Source organism: Acidovorax sp. Root267, from assembly GCF_001429215.1.
Lineage (GTDB): Bacteria > Pseudomonadota > Gammaproteobacteria > Burkholderiales > Burkholderiaceae_C > Acidovorax > Acidovorax radicis.
Map to the genome: position 1 here is coordinate 137,756 of NZ_LMJC01000031.1, position 17,581 is coordinate 155,336.

The 17,581-nt window shown below is 66.0% G+C and carries 17 protein-coding genes and 1 pseudogene; 17 read left to right on the forward strand and 1 reads right to left on the reverse strand.

Features of this window, described 5'->3' with window-relative positions; genetic code table 11:
- Positions 1–50 precede the first annotated feature (50 nt).
- From ASE39_RS21045 to ASE39_RS21090, 11 genes are all read left to right on the forward strand, one after another.
- On the forward strand, positions 51–1,244 hold the full coding sequence (locus tag ASE39_RS21045; RefSeq protein ID WP_057272413.1) for a substrate-binding domain-containing protein: 1,194 nt from the start codon (positions 51–53) through the stop codon (positions 1,242–1,244).
- Between the two features lie 149 nt (positions 1,245–1,393).
- Positions 1,394–2,866 carry a PHB depolymerase family esterase gene (locus tag ASE39_RS21050; protein ID WP_057272414.1) on the forward strand — a complete coding sequence of 491 codons (1,473 nt, stop codon included), beginning with the start codon at positions 1,394–1,396 and terminating at the stop codon, positions 2,864–2,866.
- A gap of 91 nt (positions 2,867–2,957) precedes the next feature.
- On the forward strand, positions 2,958–3,731 hold the full coding sequence (locus ASE39_RS21055) for an ABC transporter ATP-binding protein (protein ID WP_057223166.1): 774 nt from the start codon (positions 2,958–2,960) through the stop codon (positions 3,729–3,731).
- Complete coding sequence (locus ASE39_RS21060) at positions 3,728–4,471, forward strand: ABC transporter ATP-binding protein (RefSeq protein WP_057272415.1); 744 nt, start codon at positions 3,728–3,730, stop codon at positions 4,469–4,471. The genes ASE39_RS21055 and ASE39_RS21060 overlap by 4 nt, the downstream gene beginning before the upstream one ends.
- Positions 4,468–4,590, forward strand: a complete 123-nt coding sequence (locus tag ASE39_RS27315) for a hypothetical protein (protein WP_282434134.1) — start codon at positions 4,468–4,470, stop codon at positions 4,588–4,590. The genes ASE39_RS21060 and ASE39_RS27315 overlap by 4 nt, the downstream gene beginning before the upstream one ends.
- Positions 4,587–5,573, forward strand: coding sequence for a branched-chain amino acid ABC transporter permease (locus ASE39_RS21065; RefSeq protein WP_057272416.1), 987 nt, complete (start codon positions 4,587–4,589; stop codon positions 5,571–5,573). Before ASE39_RS27315 ends, ASE39_RS21065 begins: the two co-directional genes overlap by 4 nt.
- A 16-nt stretch (positions 5,574–5,589) precedes the next feature.
- Positions 5,590–6,663, forward strand: a complete 1,074-nt coding sequence (locus tag ASE39_RS21070; protein WP_057272417.1) for a branched-chain amino acid ABC transporter permease — start codon at positions 5,590–5,592, stop codon at positions 6,661–6,663.
- An 80-nt stretch (positions 6,664–6,743) separates the two neighbouring features.
- Positions 6,744–8,891: a D-(-)-3-hydroxybutyrate oligomer hydrolase gene (locus ASE39_RS21075; RefSeq protein ID WP_140426850.1), complete on the forward strand. Its 2,148-nt coding sequence runs from the start codon at positions 6,744–6,746 to the stop codon at positions 8,889–8,891.
- 105 nt (positions 8,892–8,996) lie between these two features.
- Entirely contained in the window at positions 8,997–10,166 is a 1,170-nt protein-coding gene (locus ASE39_RS21080; protein ID WP_010460459.1) for an ABC transporter substrate-binding protein, read from the forward strand.
- 74 nt (positions 10,167–10,240) lie between these two features.
- Positions 10,241–11,107 carry an alpha/beta hydrolase gene (locus tag ASE39_RS21085; RefSeq protein WP_057272418.1) on the forward strand — a complete coding sequence of 289 codons (867 nt, stop codon included), beginning with the start codon at positions 10,241–10,243 and terminating at the stop codon, positions 11,105–11,107.
- Positions 11,108–11,207: 100 nt separating this feature from the next.
- Positions 11,208–11,684: a DM13 domain-containing protein gene (locus tag ASE39_RS21090; RefSeq protein WP_057272419.1), complete on the forward strand. Its 477-nt coding sequence runs from the start codon at positions 11,208–11,210 to the stop codon at positions 11,682–11,684.
- A gap of 9 nt (positions 11,685–11,693) precedes the next feature.
- On the opposite strand, the gene ASE39_RS21095 is transcribed toward ASE39_RS21090, so the two are convergent.
- A complete protein-coding gene (locus ASE39_RS21095) occupies positions 11,694–11,948 on the reverse strand; it encodes a glutaredoxin (protein ID WP_057223177.1) in 255 nt (84 codons plus the stop codon).
- A gap of 112 nt (positions 11,949–12,060) precedes the next feature.
- Between ASE39_RS21095 and ASE39_RS21100 the strand changes: the two genes are divergently transcribed.
- The 6 genes and pseudogenes from ASE39_RS21100 to ASE39_RS21125 all read left to right on the forward strand — a co-directional run bounded on the left by ASE39_RS21100 (position 12,061) and on the right by ASE39_RS21125 (position 17,513).
- Positions 12,061–12,633, forward strand: a complete 573-nt coding sequence (locus tag ASE39_RS21100; protein WP_057272420.1) for a lipocalin family protein — start codon at positions 12,061–12,063, stop codon at positions 12,631–12,633.
- Entirely contained in the window at positions 12,630–13,640 is a 1,011-nt protein-coding gene (locus tag ASE39_RS21105) for an NAD(P)-binding protein (protein ID WP_057272421.1), read from the forward strand. The genes ASE39_RS21100 and ASE39_RS21105 overlap by 4 nt, the downstream gene beginning before the upstream one ends.
- A 36-nt stretch (positions 13,641–13,676) precedes the next feature.
- Entirely contained in the window at positions 13,677–13,862 is a 186-nt protein-coding gene (locus ASE39_RS21110; protein WP_057223183.1) for a DUF2256 domain-containing protein, read from the forward strand.
- Positions 13,859–15,181, forward strand: a complete 1,323-nt coding sequence (locus ASE39_RS21115; RefSeq protein WP_057272422.1) for a DASH family cryptochrome — start codon at positions 13,859–13,861, stop codon at positions 15,179–15,181. The genes ASE39_RS21110 and ASE39_RS21115 overlap by 4 nt, the downstream gene beginning before the upstream one ends.
- Positions 15,178–16,728: pseudogene (locus tag ASE39_RS21120) on the forward strand (cryptochrome/photolyase family protein). The gene ASE39_RS21115 and the pseudogene ASE39_RS21120 overlap by 4 nt, the downstream one beginning before the upstream one ends.
- Before the next feature lie 47 nt (positions 16,729–16,775).
- On the forward strand, positions 16,776–17,513 hold the full coding sequence (locus ASE39_RS21125; RefSeq protein ID WP_199864316.1) for an SDR family NAD(P)-dependent oxidoreductase: 738 nt from the start codon (positions 16,776–16,778) through the stop codon (positions 17,511–17,513).
- The last annotated feature ends 68 nt before the right edge of the window (positions 17,514–17,581 follow it).

Here is a 17,581-nt window from a genome sequence, read left to right on the forward strand (position 1 = left end):
GTTGGCATGAACTGTGCAATGTTCAGGCATCACAACAAGGAGACATCGCCATGCACCGTCGCACCCTGGTCGCCCTCGCCACTGCAGCCGTTACCGCCGCCACGCTTTCCGCCCCCGCATTCGCCCAGACCGGCGAAATCCGCATCGCCCACGTTTACAGCAAGACCGGCCCGCTGGAGGCCTACGGCAAGCAGACCCAGACCGGCCTGCTGATGGGCCTGAACTACGCCACCGGCGGCAGCATGACCGTCAATGGCAAGAAGCTCGTGGTGATCGAGAAGGACGACCAGGGCAAGCCAGACCTGGGCAAGAGCCTGCTGGCATCGGCCTACTCCGATGACAAGGCCGACATCGCCGTGGGCCCCACCTCCAGCGGCGTGGCGCTGGCCCTGCTGCCCGTGGCTGAGGAATACAAGAAGATCCTGCTGGTCGAGCCCGCCGTGGCCGACGCCATCACCGGCGACAAGTGGAACAAGTACATCTTCCGCACCGGCCGCAACAGCAGCCAGGACGCCATCTCCAACGCCGTGGCCATCGACAAGGCCGGTGTGACGGTGGCCACGCTGGCGCAGGACTATGCCTTCGGTCGCGACGGCGTGAAGGCCTTCAAGGACGCGCTGAAGAACGCCAAGCTGGTGCACGAGGAATACCTGCCCACCACCACCACCGACTTCACCGCCGGTGCCCAGCGCCTGATCGACAAGCTCAAGGACGTGCCCGGCCGCAAGGTGATCTTCATCATCTGGGCCGGCGCCGGCAACCCCTTCAAGATCGCTGACCTGGACCTCAAGCGCTACGGCATCGAGATCGCCACGGGCGGCAACATCCTGCCCGCAATGGCTGCGTACAAGAACTTCCCTGGCATGGAAGGCGCCACGTACTACTACTTCGGCATCCCCAAGAACCCCGTGAACGAAGCCCTGGTGGCCGCGCACTACAAGGAGTTCAAGACCCCGCCGGACTTCTTCACCGCCGGTGGTTTCAGCTCCGCCATGGCGCTGGTCACTGCCCTCAAGGCCACCGGTGGCGACACCAATACCAACAAGCTCATCAAGACCATGGAAGGCATGAGTTTTGATACCCCCAAGGGCAAGATGACCTTCCGCAAGGAAGACCACCAGGCCATGCAGAGCATGTACCACTTCAAGATCAAGGTGGACCCGGCCTTCGCCTGGGGCGTGCCCGAGCTGGTGCGCGAGATCAAGCCTGAAGAGATGCAAGTGCCGATTCGCAACAAGCGATAAGCGGATTTGCGTGGCCCCGGGGCGCTGCCCCTGGGGGGTCATCCCGCGGGGGCGGCCGCCCCTTTTTTTCCAGTGAATTGATGCATGAACTCCCGGATTACACGGGGGCTGGGTCGGTTTTTCTCAAAATTATTTGGAGACAAGACAACATGGCTTTCAATTTCATCCGGGCGGCCGCAGCAGGAGCTGCCATCGCGCTGTGCGCTACGGGCGGTGCATATGCCGCCGTCAACCTTCCCGCGCTCAAGATCGACAAGACCCAGACCACCGTGTCGGGCCTGTCCGCAGGCGGCTTCATGGCCGTGCAGCTGCACGTGGCGTATTCGGCCACGTTTGCCAAAGGGGTGGGCGTGGTTGCGGGCGGGCCGTTCTATTGCGCCGAGGGCTCGGTCGTCAATGCCACGGGGCGCTGCATGGCCAGCCCGGCGGGCATTCCCACCAGCACGCTGGTCAGCACCACCAACACCTGGGCCAGCCAGGGCGCCATCGACCCCGTGGCCAACCTGCAGAACTCGAAGGTCTACCTGTTCTCGGGCACGCTCGACAGTGCGGTCAAGACCGGCGTGATGGATGCCCTGCGCACCTACTACAACAGCTTTGTACCGGCCGCCAACGTGGTCTACAAGAAGGACATCGCTGCCGAGCACGCCATGGTCACCGACGACTACGGCAACGGTTGCACCACCAAGGCAGCGCCCTACATCAGCAACTGCAACTTCGACCTGGCGGGTGCCATGCTGCAGCACCTGTACGGCCCGCTCAATGCACGCAACAACGCGGCGCTGCCCACCGGCAACTTCATCGAGTTCAACCAGAGCGAATTCATCTCCAACCACGGCATGGCCACCACGGGCTGGGCCTATGTGCCGCAGGCCTGCCAGGCGGGCGGCAGTGCCACCTGCAAGCTGCACGTGGTGCTGCATGGCTGCAAGCAGAACATCAGCGATGTGCAGCAGCAGTACGTGCGCAACACCGGCTACAACCGCTGGGCCGACACCAACAACATCGTGATGCTGTACCCGCAGACCAGCACCGCGGCCACCAACAGCTGCTTTGACTGGTGGGGCTACGACAATGCCAACTACGCCAAGAAGTCCGGTCCGCAGATGGTCGCCATCAAGGCCATGGTGGACCGGGTTTCCAGCGGCGGCACCACCAACCCACCGGTGGACCTGCCTGCCCCCACGGGCGTGAGCACCTCGGGCGCCACGGCCAGCAGCATGGCGATTGCCTGGAATGCCGTCTCGGGCGCTGCCAGCTACAACGTGTACCGCAATGCCAACAAGGTCAACGCGCTGCCCGTGACCGCAACTAACTACAGCGACACCGGCCTGGCCGCTTCCACCACCTACAGCTGGACCGTGCGTGCCGCCGATGCCAGCGGAGCAGAGGGCGCTGCATCCGCCGCTGCATCGGGCACCACGTTGGCAGCCCAGGGCGGCGGAGGCACCTGCACCACCGCCAGCAACTACGCCCACACCATGGCCGGCCGTGCCTATGTGTATGGCGGCTACACCTTTGCGCTGGGCTCCAACCAGAGCATGGGGCTGTGGAACATCTTCGTGAACAACACGCTGAAACAGACGAGCCCGAACTACTACGTCATCGGCACGTGCCCTTGACAATGCGCTGAACGCCGCGCGCTCTGTCCATTTCAGGACAGGGCGCCCGACACCAACGAATGAAGACGACCGTGAAAGTGAAACACCACCCATGAGCACCTTGGCCACCAAGGACTTGACCATCCGCTTCGGCGGCCACGTGGCGGTCAACGCCGTGACCTGCTCTTTCGAGCCCGGCACGCTGACCGCCATCGTGGGCCCCAATGGCGCGGGCAAGACCACGTACTTCAACCTCATCTCCGGGCAGCTGCGCGCCAGCGCGGGCAGTGTCACCCTGGGCGGGCAGGACCTCACGGGCCAGTCGGTCTCGGCGCGCACGCATGCGGGCCTGGGCCGTGCCTTCCAGCTCACCAACCTGTTTCCCAACCTCAGCGTGCTGGAGAACGTGCGCCTGGCCGTGCAGGCCACGCAGGAGGGCAAGCACCGCCGGGGGCTGAACCTGTGGAGCATCTGGAGCGACCACCGCGACCTGACCGACCGCGCCCGCGCCATCCTGCAGGCCGTGGCCATGCTCGACCGCCAGGACACGCCCGTGGCCAGCCTGCCGCATGGCGACCAGCGCAAGCTCGAAGTGGCGCTGCTGATGGCGCTGGAGCCGCAGGTCTACATGTTCGACGAGCCCACGGCCGGCATGAGCCACGACGAGGCGCCCGTGATCCTGAACCTGATCCGCGAACTCAAGAAGGACAAGACCAAGATCATCCTGCTGGTGGAGCACAAGATGGACGTGGTGCGCGAACTGGCCGACCGCATCATCGTGCTGACCAACGGCACGCTGGTGGCCGACGGCCCGCCGGCAGAAGTGATTGCATCGCCCGTGGTGCAGGAAGCCTATCTTGGCGTGACGAAGGAGGCGGCTGCATGACCACCACCACGAACAACACGGGCAACCTGCTCGAACTCAAGGGCGTGCACACCCACATCGGCGCGTACCACATCCTGCACGGTGTGGATTTGGCGGTGCCCAAGGGCCAGCTCACCATGCTGCTGGGCCGCAACGGCGCGGGCAAGACCACCACGCTGCGCACCATCATGGGCCTGTGGCATGCGTCGCAGGGCTCGGTCCACTTTGCGGGCAAGGACATCACGGCGCTGAACACACCGCAGATCGCGGGCATGAACATCGCCTACGTGCCCGAGAACATGGGCATCTTCGCGGACCTGACCGTGAAGGAAAACATGCTGCTGGCCGCGCGCGGCGCCAAGAACGCCGCGCAGATGGACTCGGCCCGGCTCGAATGGATCTTCAAGCTCTTCCCGGCCGTGGAGAAATTCTGGAACCACCCGGCCGGCAAGCTCAGCGGCGGTCAAAAGCAGATGGTGGCCGTGAGCCGCGCCATCGTCGAGCCGCGCGACCTGCTCATCGTGGACGAGCCCAGCAAGGGCCTGGCCCCCGCCATCATCAACAACATGATCGACGCCTTCGACCAGCTCAAGAAGAGCGGCGTGACCATCCTGCTCGTCGAGCAGAACATCAATTTCGCCAAGCGGCTCGGCGACACCGTGGCCGTGATGGACAACGGCAAGGTGGTGCATGCGGGCAGCATGGCCGCGCTGGCGCAAGACGAGGCACTGCAGCGGTCGCTGCTGGGGTTGGCACTATGAATTTCACACCAAATTTCAAGCTTTTTTGGCCGCTGGCGCTTGATGGTAAAGCGCTGATTGCTATCAAAAATATAGCATCTGAGCGCGCGCTGCTTGCCGCGCAAGGAGACCGGGCATGAGCATCACCCGCGACTTCGACTGGAAGCCCCTGGCCCTGGTGCCCGCGCTCGCGCTGCTGGTGCTGCCCTTCATCGGCTCACCCAGCACCTGGCTCACGCTCACCGTGGCGGGCCTGGCGATGGGCATGATCATCTTCATCATCGCCTCGGGCCTCACGCTGGTGTTCGGCCTGATGGACGTGCTCAACTTCGGCCACGGCGTGTTCATCGCCTTGGGCGCCTTCGTGGCCACCAGCGTGCTGGGCGCCATGGGCGACTACACCCAAAGCGCTGACCTGTGGCGCAACCTGATGGCCGTGCTGCCCGCCATGCTCGTGGCCATGGCCGTCGCCGGGGCGGTGGGCCTGGCGTTCGAGCGCTTCATCGTGCGGCCCGTGTACGGCCAGCACCTGAAGCAGATCCTCATCACCATGGGCGGCATGATCATCGGCGAAGAGCTGATCAAGGTCATCTGGGGCCCCGCGCAGATCCCGCTGCCGCTGCCCGAAGCCATGCGCGGTTCGCTGCTGGTGGGAGATGCCGCCATCGAAAAATACCGCCTGATCGCCGTGGCGGTGGGTCTGGTGGTCTTCGGCGTACTGGCCTGGACGCTGTCGCGCACCAAGGTCGGCCTCTTGATCCGCGCTGGCGTGCAAGACCGCGAGATGGTGGAGAGCCTGGGCTACCGCATCCGCCGCCTGTTCGTGGGCGTGTTCGTGGTGGGCTCGGCCCTGGCGGGCCTGGGCGGCGTGATGTGGGGGCTTTACCAGCAGAACGTGATCCCGCAGATGGGCGCACAGGTCAATGTGCTGATCTTCATCGTGATCATCATCGGCGGCCTCGGGTCCACGGGCGGTGCGCTCATCGGCGCGCTGCTGGTGGGGCTCATGGCCAACTACACCGGCTTCCTGGTGCCCAAGGTGGCGCTGTTTTCCAACATCGCGCTGATGGTGGCCATCCTGCTGTGGCGCCCGCAGGGTGTCTATCCCGTGGCCAACCGCTGAAGAGGAGCCGACTGACATGCTGAACCGACTTCTCTCCGGCGACTACCCGCGCAGCAAGGTGCTGGCGGTGATCCTTGTGGCCATCTTCCTGGGGCTGGCGTTCGCGCCGTTCCTGTTCCCGGGCGTCAAGGCGCTGTCCGTGGCCGCCAAGGTGCTGATCTTTGTGGTGCTGGTGGCCAGCTTCGATCTGCTGCTGGGCTACACCGGCATCGTGAGCTTTGCGCACACCATGTTCTTTGGCATCGGGGCCTATGGCATCGCGGTGGCCACCACGCGCATGGGGCCGACCTGGACGGCGCTGGGCGTGGGCATTGGCGGCGCGCTGCTGCTGTCGCTGCTGCTGTCGCTGGCGGTGGGCTTGTTCTCGCTGCGCGTGCGCGCCATCTTCTTCGCCATGATCACGCTGGCGGTGGCCGCCGCGTTCCAGACGCTGGCCTCGCAGCTGTCGGACATCACTGGCGGCGAAGACGGCCTGACCTTCAAGGTGCCCGAGATCCTGTCGCCCAGTTTCGAGCCCTTCGATGATCCGTTCCTGGGCGTCGCTATCGATGGCCGCCTGATCTGCTACTACCTGCTGTTCGTCACTGCCGTGGCGCTGGTGCTGGCGCTGCTGCGCATCGTCAATTCACCGTTCGGCCGCGTGTTGCAGGCCATCCGCGAGAACGAGTTCCGCGCCGAGGCCATTGGCTACCGCGTGGTGGTGTACCGCACCACCTCCAGCGTGTTGTCGGCGCTGTTTGCCACCATGGCAGGCGCGATGCTCGCGCTCTGGCTGCGCTACAACGGGCCCGACACCTCGCTCAGCTTCGAAATCATGATGGACTGCCTGCTGATCGTGGTGATCGGCGGCATGGGCACCATCTATGGCTCGGCCATCGGGGCCGTGCTCTTCCTGGTGGCGCAGAGCTATCTGCAAGATCTGCTGCGCCTGGGCCACGAGGCCACATCGGGGCTGCCCTGGGTGTCTGCCTTGCTTTCGCCCGACCGTTGGCTGCTGTGGCTGGGCGTGCTGTTTGTCCTGTCGGTCTATTACTTCCCCACCGGTGTGGTGGGGCGCCTGCGCGCGGCAGCTGCGCGCAAGGCGGCGTGAGAAAGCCAACGCCGCCTGGGCGGTCGTTGGTGGGATGGAGCTGCGCGAAAAGCAAACAAAAAATACCAGGAGACAAGCACATGAAGATGAGCATGATGAAGGCGCGGGTGCGTCCGTTCGTTCCCGCTGCCGTGGCCGCCGCTGTTTTGGTCGCCTGTGGGGGCAGCAGCGACGGCGACAGCGCCGCGCTCAACACCAAACCCGCCTACCTGGGCACGGTCAGCGAGGCTACCTACGACGGCAGCACCAATGACCTGCTCACCGCGGGCCTGGGCGCCACGGGCCTGGCCGCTGCAGTGCCGCCCGCCTCTGCCGACCCGCTCAAGCCCACCGCCGCCGAGCTGCGCCGCCTGGCCATCCACACCAACTACCGGGCCATGCTCGACATGACGGCCGCGGGCGGATATGGCCTGCTGTACGGCCCCAATGTGGATGCGCAGGGCAAGGCCACGGCGGGTGAGGGCAAGGTGGCGGGCACGGAATACATCGCGTTTGCCGACGACGGCACGGGCCGCAAGAACGTTACGCTCATGGTGCAGGTGCCCACCAGCTTCAACCCGGCCAAGCCCTGCATGATCACGGCCACGACCTCGGGTTCGCGCGGGGTGTACGGCGGTATCTCTACGGGCGAGTGGGGCCTCAAGCGGGGCTGCGCCGTGGCTTACTCGGACAAGGGCACAGGCGGCGCGCCACACGACCTGCAAAACGACACCGTGCCACTCATCGACGGCACCCGCGCCACGGCCGCTACTGCGGGCAAGAGTGCGGCGTTCAACGCAGGCCTCACGTCCACGGAACTGGCGGCCTTCAACACCGCCACGCCCAACCGCTTTGCCTTCAAGCACGCCCACTCGGGCCAGAACTCCGAGAAGGACTGGGGCACCACCACGCTGCAGGCCGTGGAGTTCGGCTACTACGTGCTCAATCAGCGCTACGGCAACACCAACGCAGCGGGCCAGCGCCTGAAGACACTCACGCCCGGTAACACCATCGTCATTGCGTCCAGCATCTCGAACGGCGGGGGCGCCGCCATTGCTGCCGCAGAGCAAGACACGCAGGGCCTGATCAGCGGCGTGGCCGTGTCCGAGCCCGCGCTGGAACTGCCCGCCAACCCCGGCGTCACCGTGCGCCGTGGCAGCACCGAGGTGGCCGTCACGGGCAAGACGCTGGTGGACTTCACCACCTACGCCAACCTGTACCAGGCCTGTGCATCGCTCGCGCCGTCAGTCAGCACCAGTCCCTTTGCCGCAGCGTTCGCGGCAGGGTTTGCCAGCGCCGCGCTGCCCATCGCCCCCAACCGCTGCGCGGCGCTCAAGACGGCGGGGCTGCTCTCGGCATCCACCACCGCAGCGCAGGCCGAAGAGGCGCTGCAAAAGCTGCGCGCCTATGGCTGGGAGCCCGAGTCGAACGACCTGCATGCCTCGCTGGCTGCGTTCGAAGTGGCCCCGGCCGTGGCGGTGACTTTTGCCAACAGCCTGTCGCGCAGCAGCGTGAAGGACCACCTGTGCGGCTTCAGCTACGCGGCCACGGCGACCACGGGCGCGGTGGCGCCCCTGGCGGCCGCAGCGTTGCCGGGCATGTTTGCCACCGGCAACGGTGTGCCGCCTTCCGGTGGCATCAACCTCGTGAACAACCTGGGCAAGCTGGGCCCGGCGCGTGACTTCCTGTCGTTCTCGGACACGGGCGTGGCCGACTGGAATACGGCGGGCGCGCTGTGCCTGCGCAACCTGGTGACCGGCACCGATGCGGCCGCCAAGAAGCTGCAGGCCGGCGTGGACGAAACGCGCCGCAACGGCAACCTGCGGGGCAAGCCCACTGTCATCGTGCACGGCCGTGCCGATGCGCTGCTGCCCGTGAGCCACACTTCGCGCCCCTATGCCGCGCTGAACAGGAAGGTCGAGGGGGCTGCCAGCAGGCTCAGCTATGTGGAAGTGGCCAACGCCCAGCACTTTGACGGTTTCATCGGTCTGCCCGCCGTGCTGCCGGGCTACGACACGCGGTATGTGCCGCTGCACGTGTACCTGAACCATGCGCTGGATGCCGTGTACGAGCACCTGGCCAACGGCAAGGCCCTGCCCGCCAGCCAGGTGGTGCGCACCGTGCCCCGTGGCGGCACGCCCGGCAGTGCGCCAGCCATCACTGCGGCCAACGTGCCGCCGCTGGCCACCGTGCCTGCCGCAGCCAATGCGATTGCCATCACGGCGGGCGCCATCTCCATCCCCGACTGACGCAGGCCGCAGGGCTGCAAGAGTAGGGATCACGCGCGTGCTGCGCGCCCGTTGCAAGCGCGCGCGGCGCCGGGGCCGTGCGTTTCTGACACCAAGGATGGACGTATGAATGCTGTGATGAAGACCTGGGCTCGCCGTATGGCGGCGGCGCTGGCAGTGCCCGTTGGGCTGTTGCTGGTGCTCGGAGCCAGTGGCGGTGCGCCGGCACGCGCGGCAGAGATTGTGGTGGGGCAAGTGGCCCCGCTATCGGGTGTGCTGGCCAGCACCGGCGCGCAGATGGTGCTGGGCGGCAAGATCTACTTCGACTGGGTCAACGCCCAGGGCGGCGTGCACGGCGCCTCCATCCGCCAGGCGGTGGTGGACGACGCCTACAAGGTGGCCGACACCGTGAAGCTGACCCGTGAAATGCTGGCCAAACCCGAGGTGGTGGCGCTGTATGGCTTTGCGGGCACGGCCAACATCACCCAGCTGCTGGCCGACGGCGTGTTGGAGCAGGGCGGCGCCGCGCTGGTGGCGCCCTACACCGGGGGCGAATCGCTGCGCAACCCGTTCAACCCCTGGATCTTTCATGTGCGCGCAGGTTATGTGGACGAAACCGAGCACATGGTGCAGCAGCTCACCACCCTGGGCATGAACCGCGTGGCCGTGATGTACCAAGACGACGGTTTTGGCAAGGCGGGCCTGGCGGGGGTGGAGGCAGCGCTGGCCAAGCGCAATCTCAAACTGGTGGTGGCTGCGGGGTACGAGCGCAACACCGACAAGGTGGATGATGCCGTCAAGGCCATCAAGGCGGCCGATGTGCACGCCGTCATCATGATCGCCGTGAACAAGCCCGCCGCCGCATTCATCCAGCGCTACCGCGAGCAGGGTGGGGGCGCGCAGCTCTACAACATCTCGGTGGTGGACCCGACCGAGTTGGTCAAGCTCGCGGGCCTCAAGAATGCACACGGCCTCGGTATCAGCCAGGTGGTGCCTTACCCCTACCGGCCGCAGCTGCCCGTGGTGCGTGAATACCAGTCGCTGCTCAAGAAATACGCGCCCGAGGCAGAGGTCAATTACACCAGCTTCGAGCAGTTCCTGGGCGCCAAGGTGCTGGTCGAGGCCCTGCGCCGTGCCGGGCCCTTGCCCACGCGCACCAAGATCGTCAAGGCGCTGGAGTCGATGCAAAGCTATGACCTGGGCGGCATCACGCTCGGCTATTCGCCCACCAATCGCATCGGCTCACGCTACGTTGAAGTGACGGTCATCGGCAGCAACGGCCGCCTCATGAAATGAATGCTTCGCTCCCAGTCCGCAGGTTGTTTGATCAGCAACCGGCATCCCTCTACTGACTCACAAGGTTGTCCACCATGACTCCGTTATCGCGCTACGCCACCTGCGCCGGCTATGAAATCCACTACATGGAGTGGGGGGCGCGCGATGCCCCCGTGGTGGTGGCCTGGCACGGCCTGGCGCGCACCGGGCGCGACATGGATGAGCTGGCCGCCCACCTGGCGCCTCGCTACCGCGTGATCTGCCCCGACACCATTGGCCGGGGCCTGAGCCAGTGGGCGCGTGCGCCGCAGGACGAATACCAGCTGTCGTTCTACGCGCGCATTGCGGCCGGCCTGTTTGACCAGCTGGGTATCGAGCAGGCGCACTGGGTGGGCACATCCATGGGCGGCGCCATCGGCACCGTGTGCGCCTCGGGCCTGTTCGAGCCACAGCTCAAGGGCCGCATCAACAGCCTGCTGCTCAACGACAACGCGCCCCGCCTGGCGGATGCCGCGCTCGAGCGCATCAAGGCCTACGCGGGCCACCCGCCATCGTTTGACACGGTGCAAGAGCTGGAGGCGTTCTTCCGGCAGGTGTACCAGCCCTACGGCTGGCTCAGCGATGCGCAGTGGCGCCGCCTGACCGAGACATCCACCCGCCGCCTGCCCGATGGCCGGGTGACGCCGCACTACGACCCGGCCATGGTGCAGCAGTTCACGCACCACGCCAACGACTACCTGATCTGGGACCACTACGATGCGCTCGACATCCCTGTGCTCTGCCTGCGCGGTGCCGACTCGGACCTGGTGCTGCGCGAAACCACTGCCGAGATGTTGACCCGTGGCCCCGGTGCGCGGGGCCGGGCGCAGGTGGTGGAGGTGCCCGGCTGCGGCCATGCCCCCGCGCTCAATGTGCAGGAGCACTACGCGCTGGTAGACGGGTTTCTGGCCAACGCGGGTTGACGCGGGGCGGGGCGGGGGCGGGGCATTGTGGGGGTATCCCCGGGAGTTGAGGGTAGCCGGGCTGGGGGTACATTGGCGCAACGCCTTTGAGTCCGCTGTCATGAAACCCCTGAAGCCCCTTCTGCTCACCGCCTCGCACCTGCTCACCTTGGGTCTTGGGTTTGTGCTGGGCGTGTATGCGCTGCCGATCCTGATCGCGCCGGATGCTCCCACGCAGCAGGAAATCCAATCCCGCCTGCCCGCCGCCCGATGGACTGCCACCTTCCGCCGTGACCTCAAGGACAGCGATGCCTTGCACTGGGGCGAGGGCGCTGTGTCTGTCGGCCCGCAAGCCATCAGTCTGCTGGGCAAGCTGGCCCCGGGGCCGGACTACAAGCTCTACCTGTCGCCTGAATTCGTGGAAACCGAGGCCGACTTCAAGCGCCTCAAGCCGCAGATGTTGCGCGTGGGGGATGTGAAAACGTTCAACAACTTCATCGTCCCGGTGCCGCAGGGCGTAGACCCGGCCAGGTTCAACACCGTGATCGTGTGGTGTGAGACTTTCAGCGAGTTCATCACCGCCGCGAAGTACCGGTAGTTCTGGCCGTTAAGTCGGGGTCTGCGGAGCGATTTGCGCCAACGCTGCCTGCAACCCGGCCAGGCCCCCTACGCGCTGGTCATTGATGAAGATCTGCGGCATCTGCCGCACTGAGGGCCCGCACTTGGCATAAAAGGCCAGGCGCTCGGCCTCGTCATCGATCTTGATTTCCTCATACGGCAGCGAGCGCGACTTGAGGAGCATCTTGGCCGACTCGCATTGCGGGCAGGCGGACTTGGAATACACAGTGATTTGAAGAGTCATGGCGCAAGTTTACGGGGCGCGGTGTGGGCCAGAGGTGCCAGAGGCCATCCGACATCGCATGGAAATCCCATTGAGTTACCATTTGGTTTGTTTCGTGACTGATTGGTAATTTATGTCCCGATTGTTCCCATGGGCCCACCGGTCCGTGCTGCTGGTGATGGTGATGGTTGCCATGGTATTGGCCCTCACTGGCTGCTCATCCGCCAGCCCACCCCCCGGCATCGCCCCCTTCACCCCGTTCGACCTGGCCCGCTACGAAGGCCGTTGGTACGAAGTCGCCCGGCTCGACCATCCGTTTGAACGCGGCATGACGGATGTGAGCGCCACCTACCAGCGCCGGGGGGACGGCAGCGTGCGTGTGCTCAACCGGGGCTTTGACACCGGCAAGAATGACTGGCGCCAGTCGGAAGGCAAGGCGAAGTTCACCGGCGATGCAAGCACCGCGTCGCTCAAGGTGTCGTTCTTTGGCCCGTTCTACGGCGGCTACCACGTGGCCGCGCTGGATGCGGACTACCAATGGGCGCTGGTGGTGGGGCCCGACCGCAGCTACTGCTGGATCTTGTCGCGCACCAAACAACTGGCCCCCGCCGTGCGCGAGCAGCTCATCGCCCGTGCCAACGTCCTGGGCATCGACACCCAGGCGCTGATCTGGGTGACCCACGAACGCACCGACCCAAAATCATGAACCTTCCTGCGCCACAAACCATTGCAGTCATTGGCGCAGGCCTGGCAGGTCTGTCGTGTGCGCAGGCGCTGCTGCAGGCAGGCCACATCGTGCATGTGTTTGACAAAAGCCGTGGCCCTTCCGGCCGCATGAGCACCCGCCGCGCTGAAGACGAGCACGGTGCCTGGCAGTGCGACCACGGCGCGCAGTATTTCACCGCCCGCGATCCCGCCTTTCGTGCGGAGGTGGCCCGCTGGCAGCGGGCTGGCGTGGCTGCAGTGTGGAATGCCCGGCTGGCCAGTTTTGACGGCAGCATATGGACCACGCCGCACACTCCACTGGAGCGGTTTGTGGGCACACCGCGCATGACGTCGCCCGCCGCGTGGCTGGTGCAGAGCCTGGGTGACCGTGCGCTGACACGGTGGCAAACCACCGTGCAGGGGCTGGACCGCACCGAGGGCGGCTGGACCATCACCTCCGCAGAGCATGGCCCACTCCACCAGCGTTACGACGCTGTGATGCTGGCGGTGCCCGCCCCGCAGGCCGTACCGCTGCTCGCCCCCGTAGCGACCGCTGGCGCTGCCGTGGCCGCCAGCGCGCGCATGCGTGGCAGCTGGGCCGTGATGCTGCGCTACGCCGCCCCCGTGGCCATGCCGTGGGAGGGCGCCTTCATCAACACCGGCCCGCTGCGCTGGGTGGCGCGCGACAGCAGCAAGCCCGGCCGCACCGGCGCAGAAACCTGGCTGCTCCACGCCACCGCCGAATGGAGCGACGCCCATATCGAGGACAACGCCGAGTCCGTCATCGCCACCTTGCTCGGCACTTTTGCCGCCCTGGGTGGCCCCACACCCTTGGCCGCTACAGCCCACCGCTGGCGCTATGCCGACACTGGACCCGCGCTCACGCTGGGCAGTTGGTGGAACGCATCGCTGCGCCTGGGGATGTGTGGTGATTGGTTGAATGGCGGCAAGGTCGAAGGCGCCTGGCTCAGCGGGCGGACACTGGCTGCGCAAATGTTGTCCGACTGAAACCGTTTTCCCTTTCACTTCACGTTTGCCACCGCCATGCGCATGCGCAAGAAGCACGACCTGCCGCAGAAAACCTGCCAACACTGCGGCCTGCCCTTCACCTGGCGCAAGAAGTGGGAGAAGGTGTGGGACGAAGTGAAGTTCTGCTCCGAGCGCTGCCGCAGCGAGCGCAGGCGCGCGGGCCACGCAACCGGCGGCTCGAAAGGGGAGGGCACTGCATGAGGACCGTCGTTTTCTGGTTCCGCAACGACCTGCGCCTGCACGACCAGCCCGCGTTGCAAGCCGCGTTGACCGGTGGTGCCACCCACCTGCTGCCCGTGGTGTGCCAGCCCCCGGCGGATGAGGTTACGCCCTGGGGCTTTGCCCGCGTTGGCCCACACCGTCAAGCCTTTGTGGCCGCCGCGCTGCGTGACCTGGGTGCGCGCATGGCCGCGCTGGGCAACCCATTGCAGGTGTGCCACGCAGCGCCCGCCACGGCATTGCCTGCGCTGGCGCGTGCCGTGGGCGCCGCCACAGTGGTGTGCGAAGACATTGCCGCCCCCTACGAGCAGGCCGAGGTCGCAGCCCTGCGTGCTGCCGGGCTGCAGGTGCACACCGTGTGGCACAGCAGCCTGCTGCAGCCTGCCGACATGCCCTGGCCTGTGGCCGAACTGCCTGCCGTGTTCACCCCCTTTCGCCAGGCTGTGGAGCGTGCCGACATCGCGCCCCCCGCACCGTTGCCACCACCCGTATCCCTGTTGCCGCCCCCGCTGGTGTCATCCGATGTGTGGGAGGCCTTGGGCGCAATGCCCGCATGGGCAGAGCAGGGTGCCGCCGCAACCGACAACCTCGCAGGGCGCGACCCGCGCTCCTCTTTCCCCTACGGCACGCCCGCGTGTGATGGCAGCGAAACCCTCGCACTCGCCCACCTGGTGCAGTACCTGGCCCGCAAGTTGGCCCACAGTTACAAGGCCACCCGCAACGGCCTCACGGGGCTGGACTACTCCAGCAAGTTCTCACCCTGGCTGGCCACGGGCGCGCTCTCGCCCCGAAAAATTCATGCCGACCTGAAAACCTTTGAACGCGACCACGGTGCCAACGACGGCATCTACTGGCTTTGGTTTGAGCTGCTTTGGCGCGATTACTTTCGGTTGCTGCACCTGCAATACGGCATGGCGCTGTACCGCGCGCGGGGCCTCTCTGCACTGCCGGTGGCCCCTCACAACGTGCAGGGGTTCGAGCGCTGGTGCCAGGGCCGTACGGGCGAGCCGCTGGTGGACGCCGCCATGCGCGAGCTGGCTTCTACCGGGTATCTGAGCAATCGCCTGCGCCAGGTGGCTGCCAGCTATCTCATCCACGACCTGCACGGCGACTGGCGTGCAGGCGCTGCGTGGTTTGAATCACAACTGGTGGACTACGACGTGTACAGCAACCAGGGCAACTGGCTCTACATCGCCGGGCGTGGCACCGACCCGCGCGGAGGCCGCCGCTTCAACCCCATCAAGCAGGCGCAAGACCACGATGCCGACGGCAGCTACCGCCGCATGTGGGGCACGGCATGAGCACCCCGCAACCGCGCACCCCCACGTTGCGCCTGCTGCTGGGTGACCAGCTCAACCCCGGGCATTCGTGGTTTGCCACGCACGACGAAGGCGTGGTCTATGCGCTGATGGAAGTGCGGCAAGAAACCGACTACGTGCTGCACCACGCGCAAAAGATCCTCGCCATCTTTGCCGCCATGCGCGACCTGGCCCGCCACCTGCGCGAAGCCGGGCACCGCGTGCGCTACGTGGCGATGGATGACGCCAGCAACCGCCAGTCCATCCCCGCCAACCTGGCCGCGCTCATGGCCCACTACGGCGCGCACACGCTGCAATACCAGCACCCCGACGAATGGCGGCTGGACGAGCAACTTCGCACCTGGGGTGCAGAGCAAGCCTTTGCCGTGCAGGTTGTCAGCAGCGAGCACTTCTACACCACCCGCGCCGAAATGGCCGAGGTGTTCAAGGGCCGCAAGCAGTGGCTCATGGAGCACTTCTACCGCCGCATGCGCCAGCGCCACAGCGTGCTGATTGACGAGGCTGGCGAGCCTGAAGGCGGCCAATGGAACTACGACCACGACAACCGCAAGCCCTGGCCTGGCACCCCTGCGCTGCCGACCGACGCCCGCCCCACGCACGACCACAGCGCCCTGTGGGCCACCATCCAGGCCGCAGGCGTGCAAAGCTTTGGCAACCCGCAGGCCCATGCGCTGCGCTGACCGCTGAACCGGGCCGAGGCACTGGTGTGGCTCGACCACTTCATCACCACCACGCTGCCGCACTTTGGCGCGTACGAAGACGCCATGAGCACGCAGAGTGCGCGGCTGTTTCACTCCCTGCTGTCCTTCGCGCTCAACACCAAAATGCTGCGCCCGCACGAGGTGGTGCAACGCGCCCAAGCCGCTTACCACGCAGGCACTGCGCCCCTGCCTGCGGTGGAGGGCTTTGTCCGCCAGATCCTGGGCTGGCGCGAGTATGTGCGGGGCATCTACTGGGCCCACATGCCCGGCTACGACGAGCGCAACGCCCTGGGCCACAACACGCCGCTACCGGAGTGGTTCTGGACGGGCAAGACCCGCATGCGCTGCATGCAGCACGCGGTGGGCCAGTCGCTGGAGCATGCGTACGCCCACCACATCCAGCGCCTCATGGTCATCGGCAACTTTGCATTGCTGGCGGGGCTCGACCCGGCCGCCGTGCACCGCTGGTATCTGGGCGTGTACATCGACGCCTTTGAATGGGTGGAAGTGCCCAACACCGTGGGCATGAGCCAGTTTGCCGACGGCGGCCTGCTGGCCACCAAACCCTATGTGAGCAGCGCTGCCTACATCGACCGCATGAGCGACTACTGCGGCGGCTGCCACTACGACAAGAAGCTCAAGGTGGGCGAGAGTGCGTGCCCGTACAACGCGCTGTACTGGGACTTTTTTGCGCGCAACGAAGGCACGCTGGGCAGCAACTTCCGCCTGGGCATGGTGTACCGCCAGTTGCAAAAGATGCAGGGCCCGCAGCTCGATGCGCTGCGCGAGCATGCGGCCAGCCTGCGCACGCGGCTGGACGCGCTGTAGCCCTCCCTACCCATCACCCAACGCCACTCCCACTGCAGGACCGCGCCATGTCTCACGCACAGCCATCCGCAATGCCGTTCACCTCCCTGCAGTCCCTGCCACACGGCTACCGCGCCCTCGTTATTGGCTCCACCGGCGCCATTGGCAGCGCCTTTCTCGCCCACCTGCAGTCAGACCCACGCTGCGCCCTGGCCGTGGGCCTGGGCCGCCACACCCACCCGGCGGTCGATTTGGACGACGAATCCACCATCGCCGCAGCCGCCCGGCAGCTCAAGGCCCAGGGGCCGTGGCACTGCATCATCCACGCTGCGGGTGTGCTGCACGGCCCCCACGGCCAGCCTGAAAAGCGCCTCGGCCAGATGAACTACGCGCAGATGGAGGCTACCTTCCGCACCAACACCTTTGGCCCTGCGCTGGTGCTGGCCCACTTTGCGCCGCTGCTGCCCAAACAGGGCCGCGGCCTGCTCGCCGTGCTCTCGGCCAAGGTGGGCAGCATTGGCGACAACCGCCTGGGTGGCTGGTACAGCTACCGCGCATCGAAGGCCGCCCTCAACATGCTGCTCAAAACGGCGTCGATTGAAGTGGCCCGCACCCACCCACTGGCCGTGCTGGCAGCGCTGCACCCCGGCACGGTCAATTCAGCGCTATCGGCGCCGTTCCATGGTGCAGAGATTGGGCGGCCTGCCGAAGAGGCCGCAGCGGATTTGCTGCGCGTGCTCGATGGCCTCAGCGCCGAGGCCACCGGTGGGTTTTATGCCTACAGCGGCGAGCAACTGCCCTGGTGATTGCAGGGCTTTTGCTATTGTTTTGATACCGCTCATCTTTATAGGAAAAGCGCTAGCGGCCCATTGGG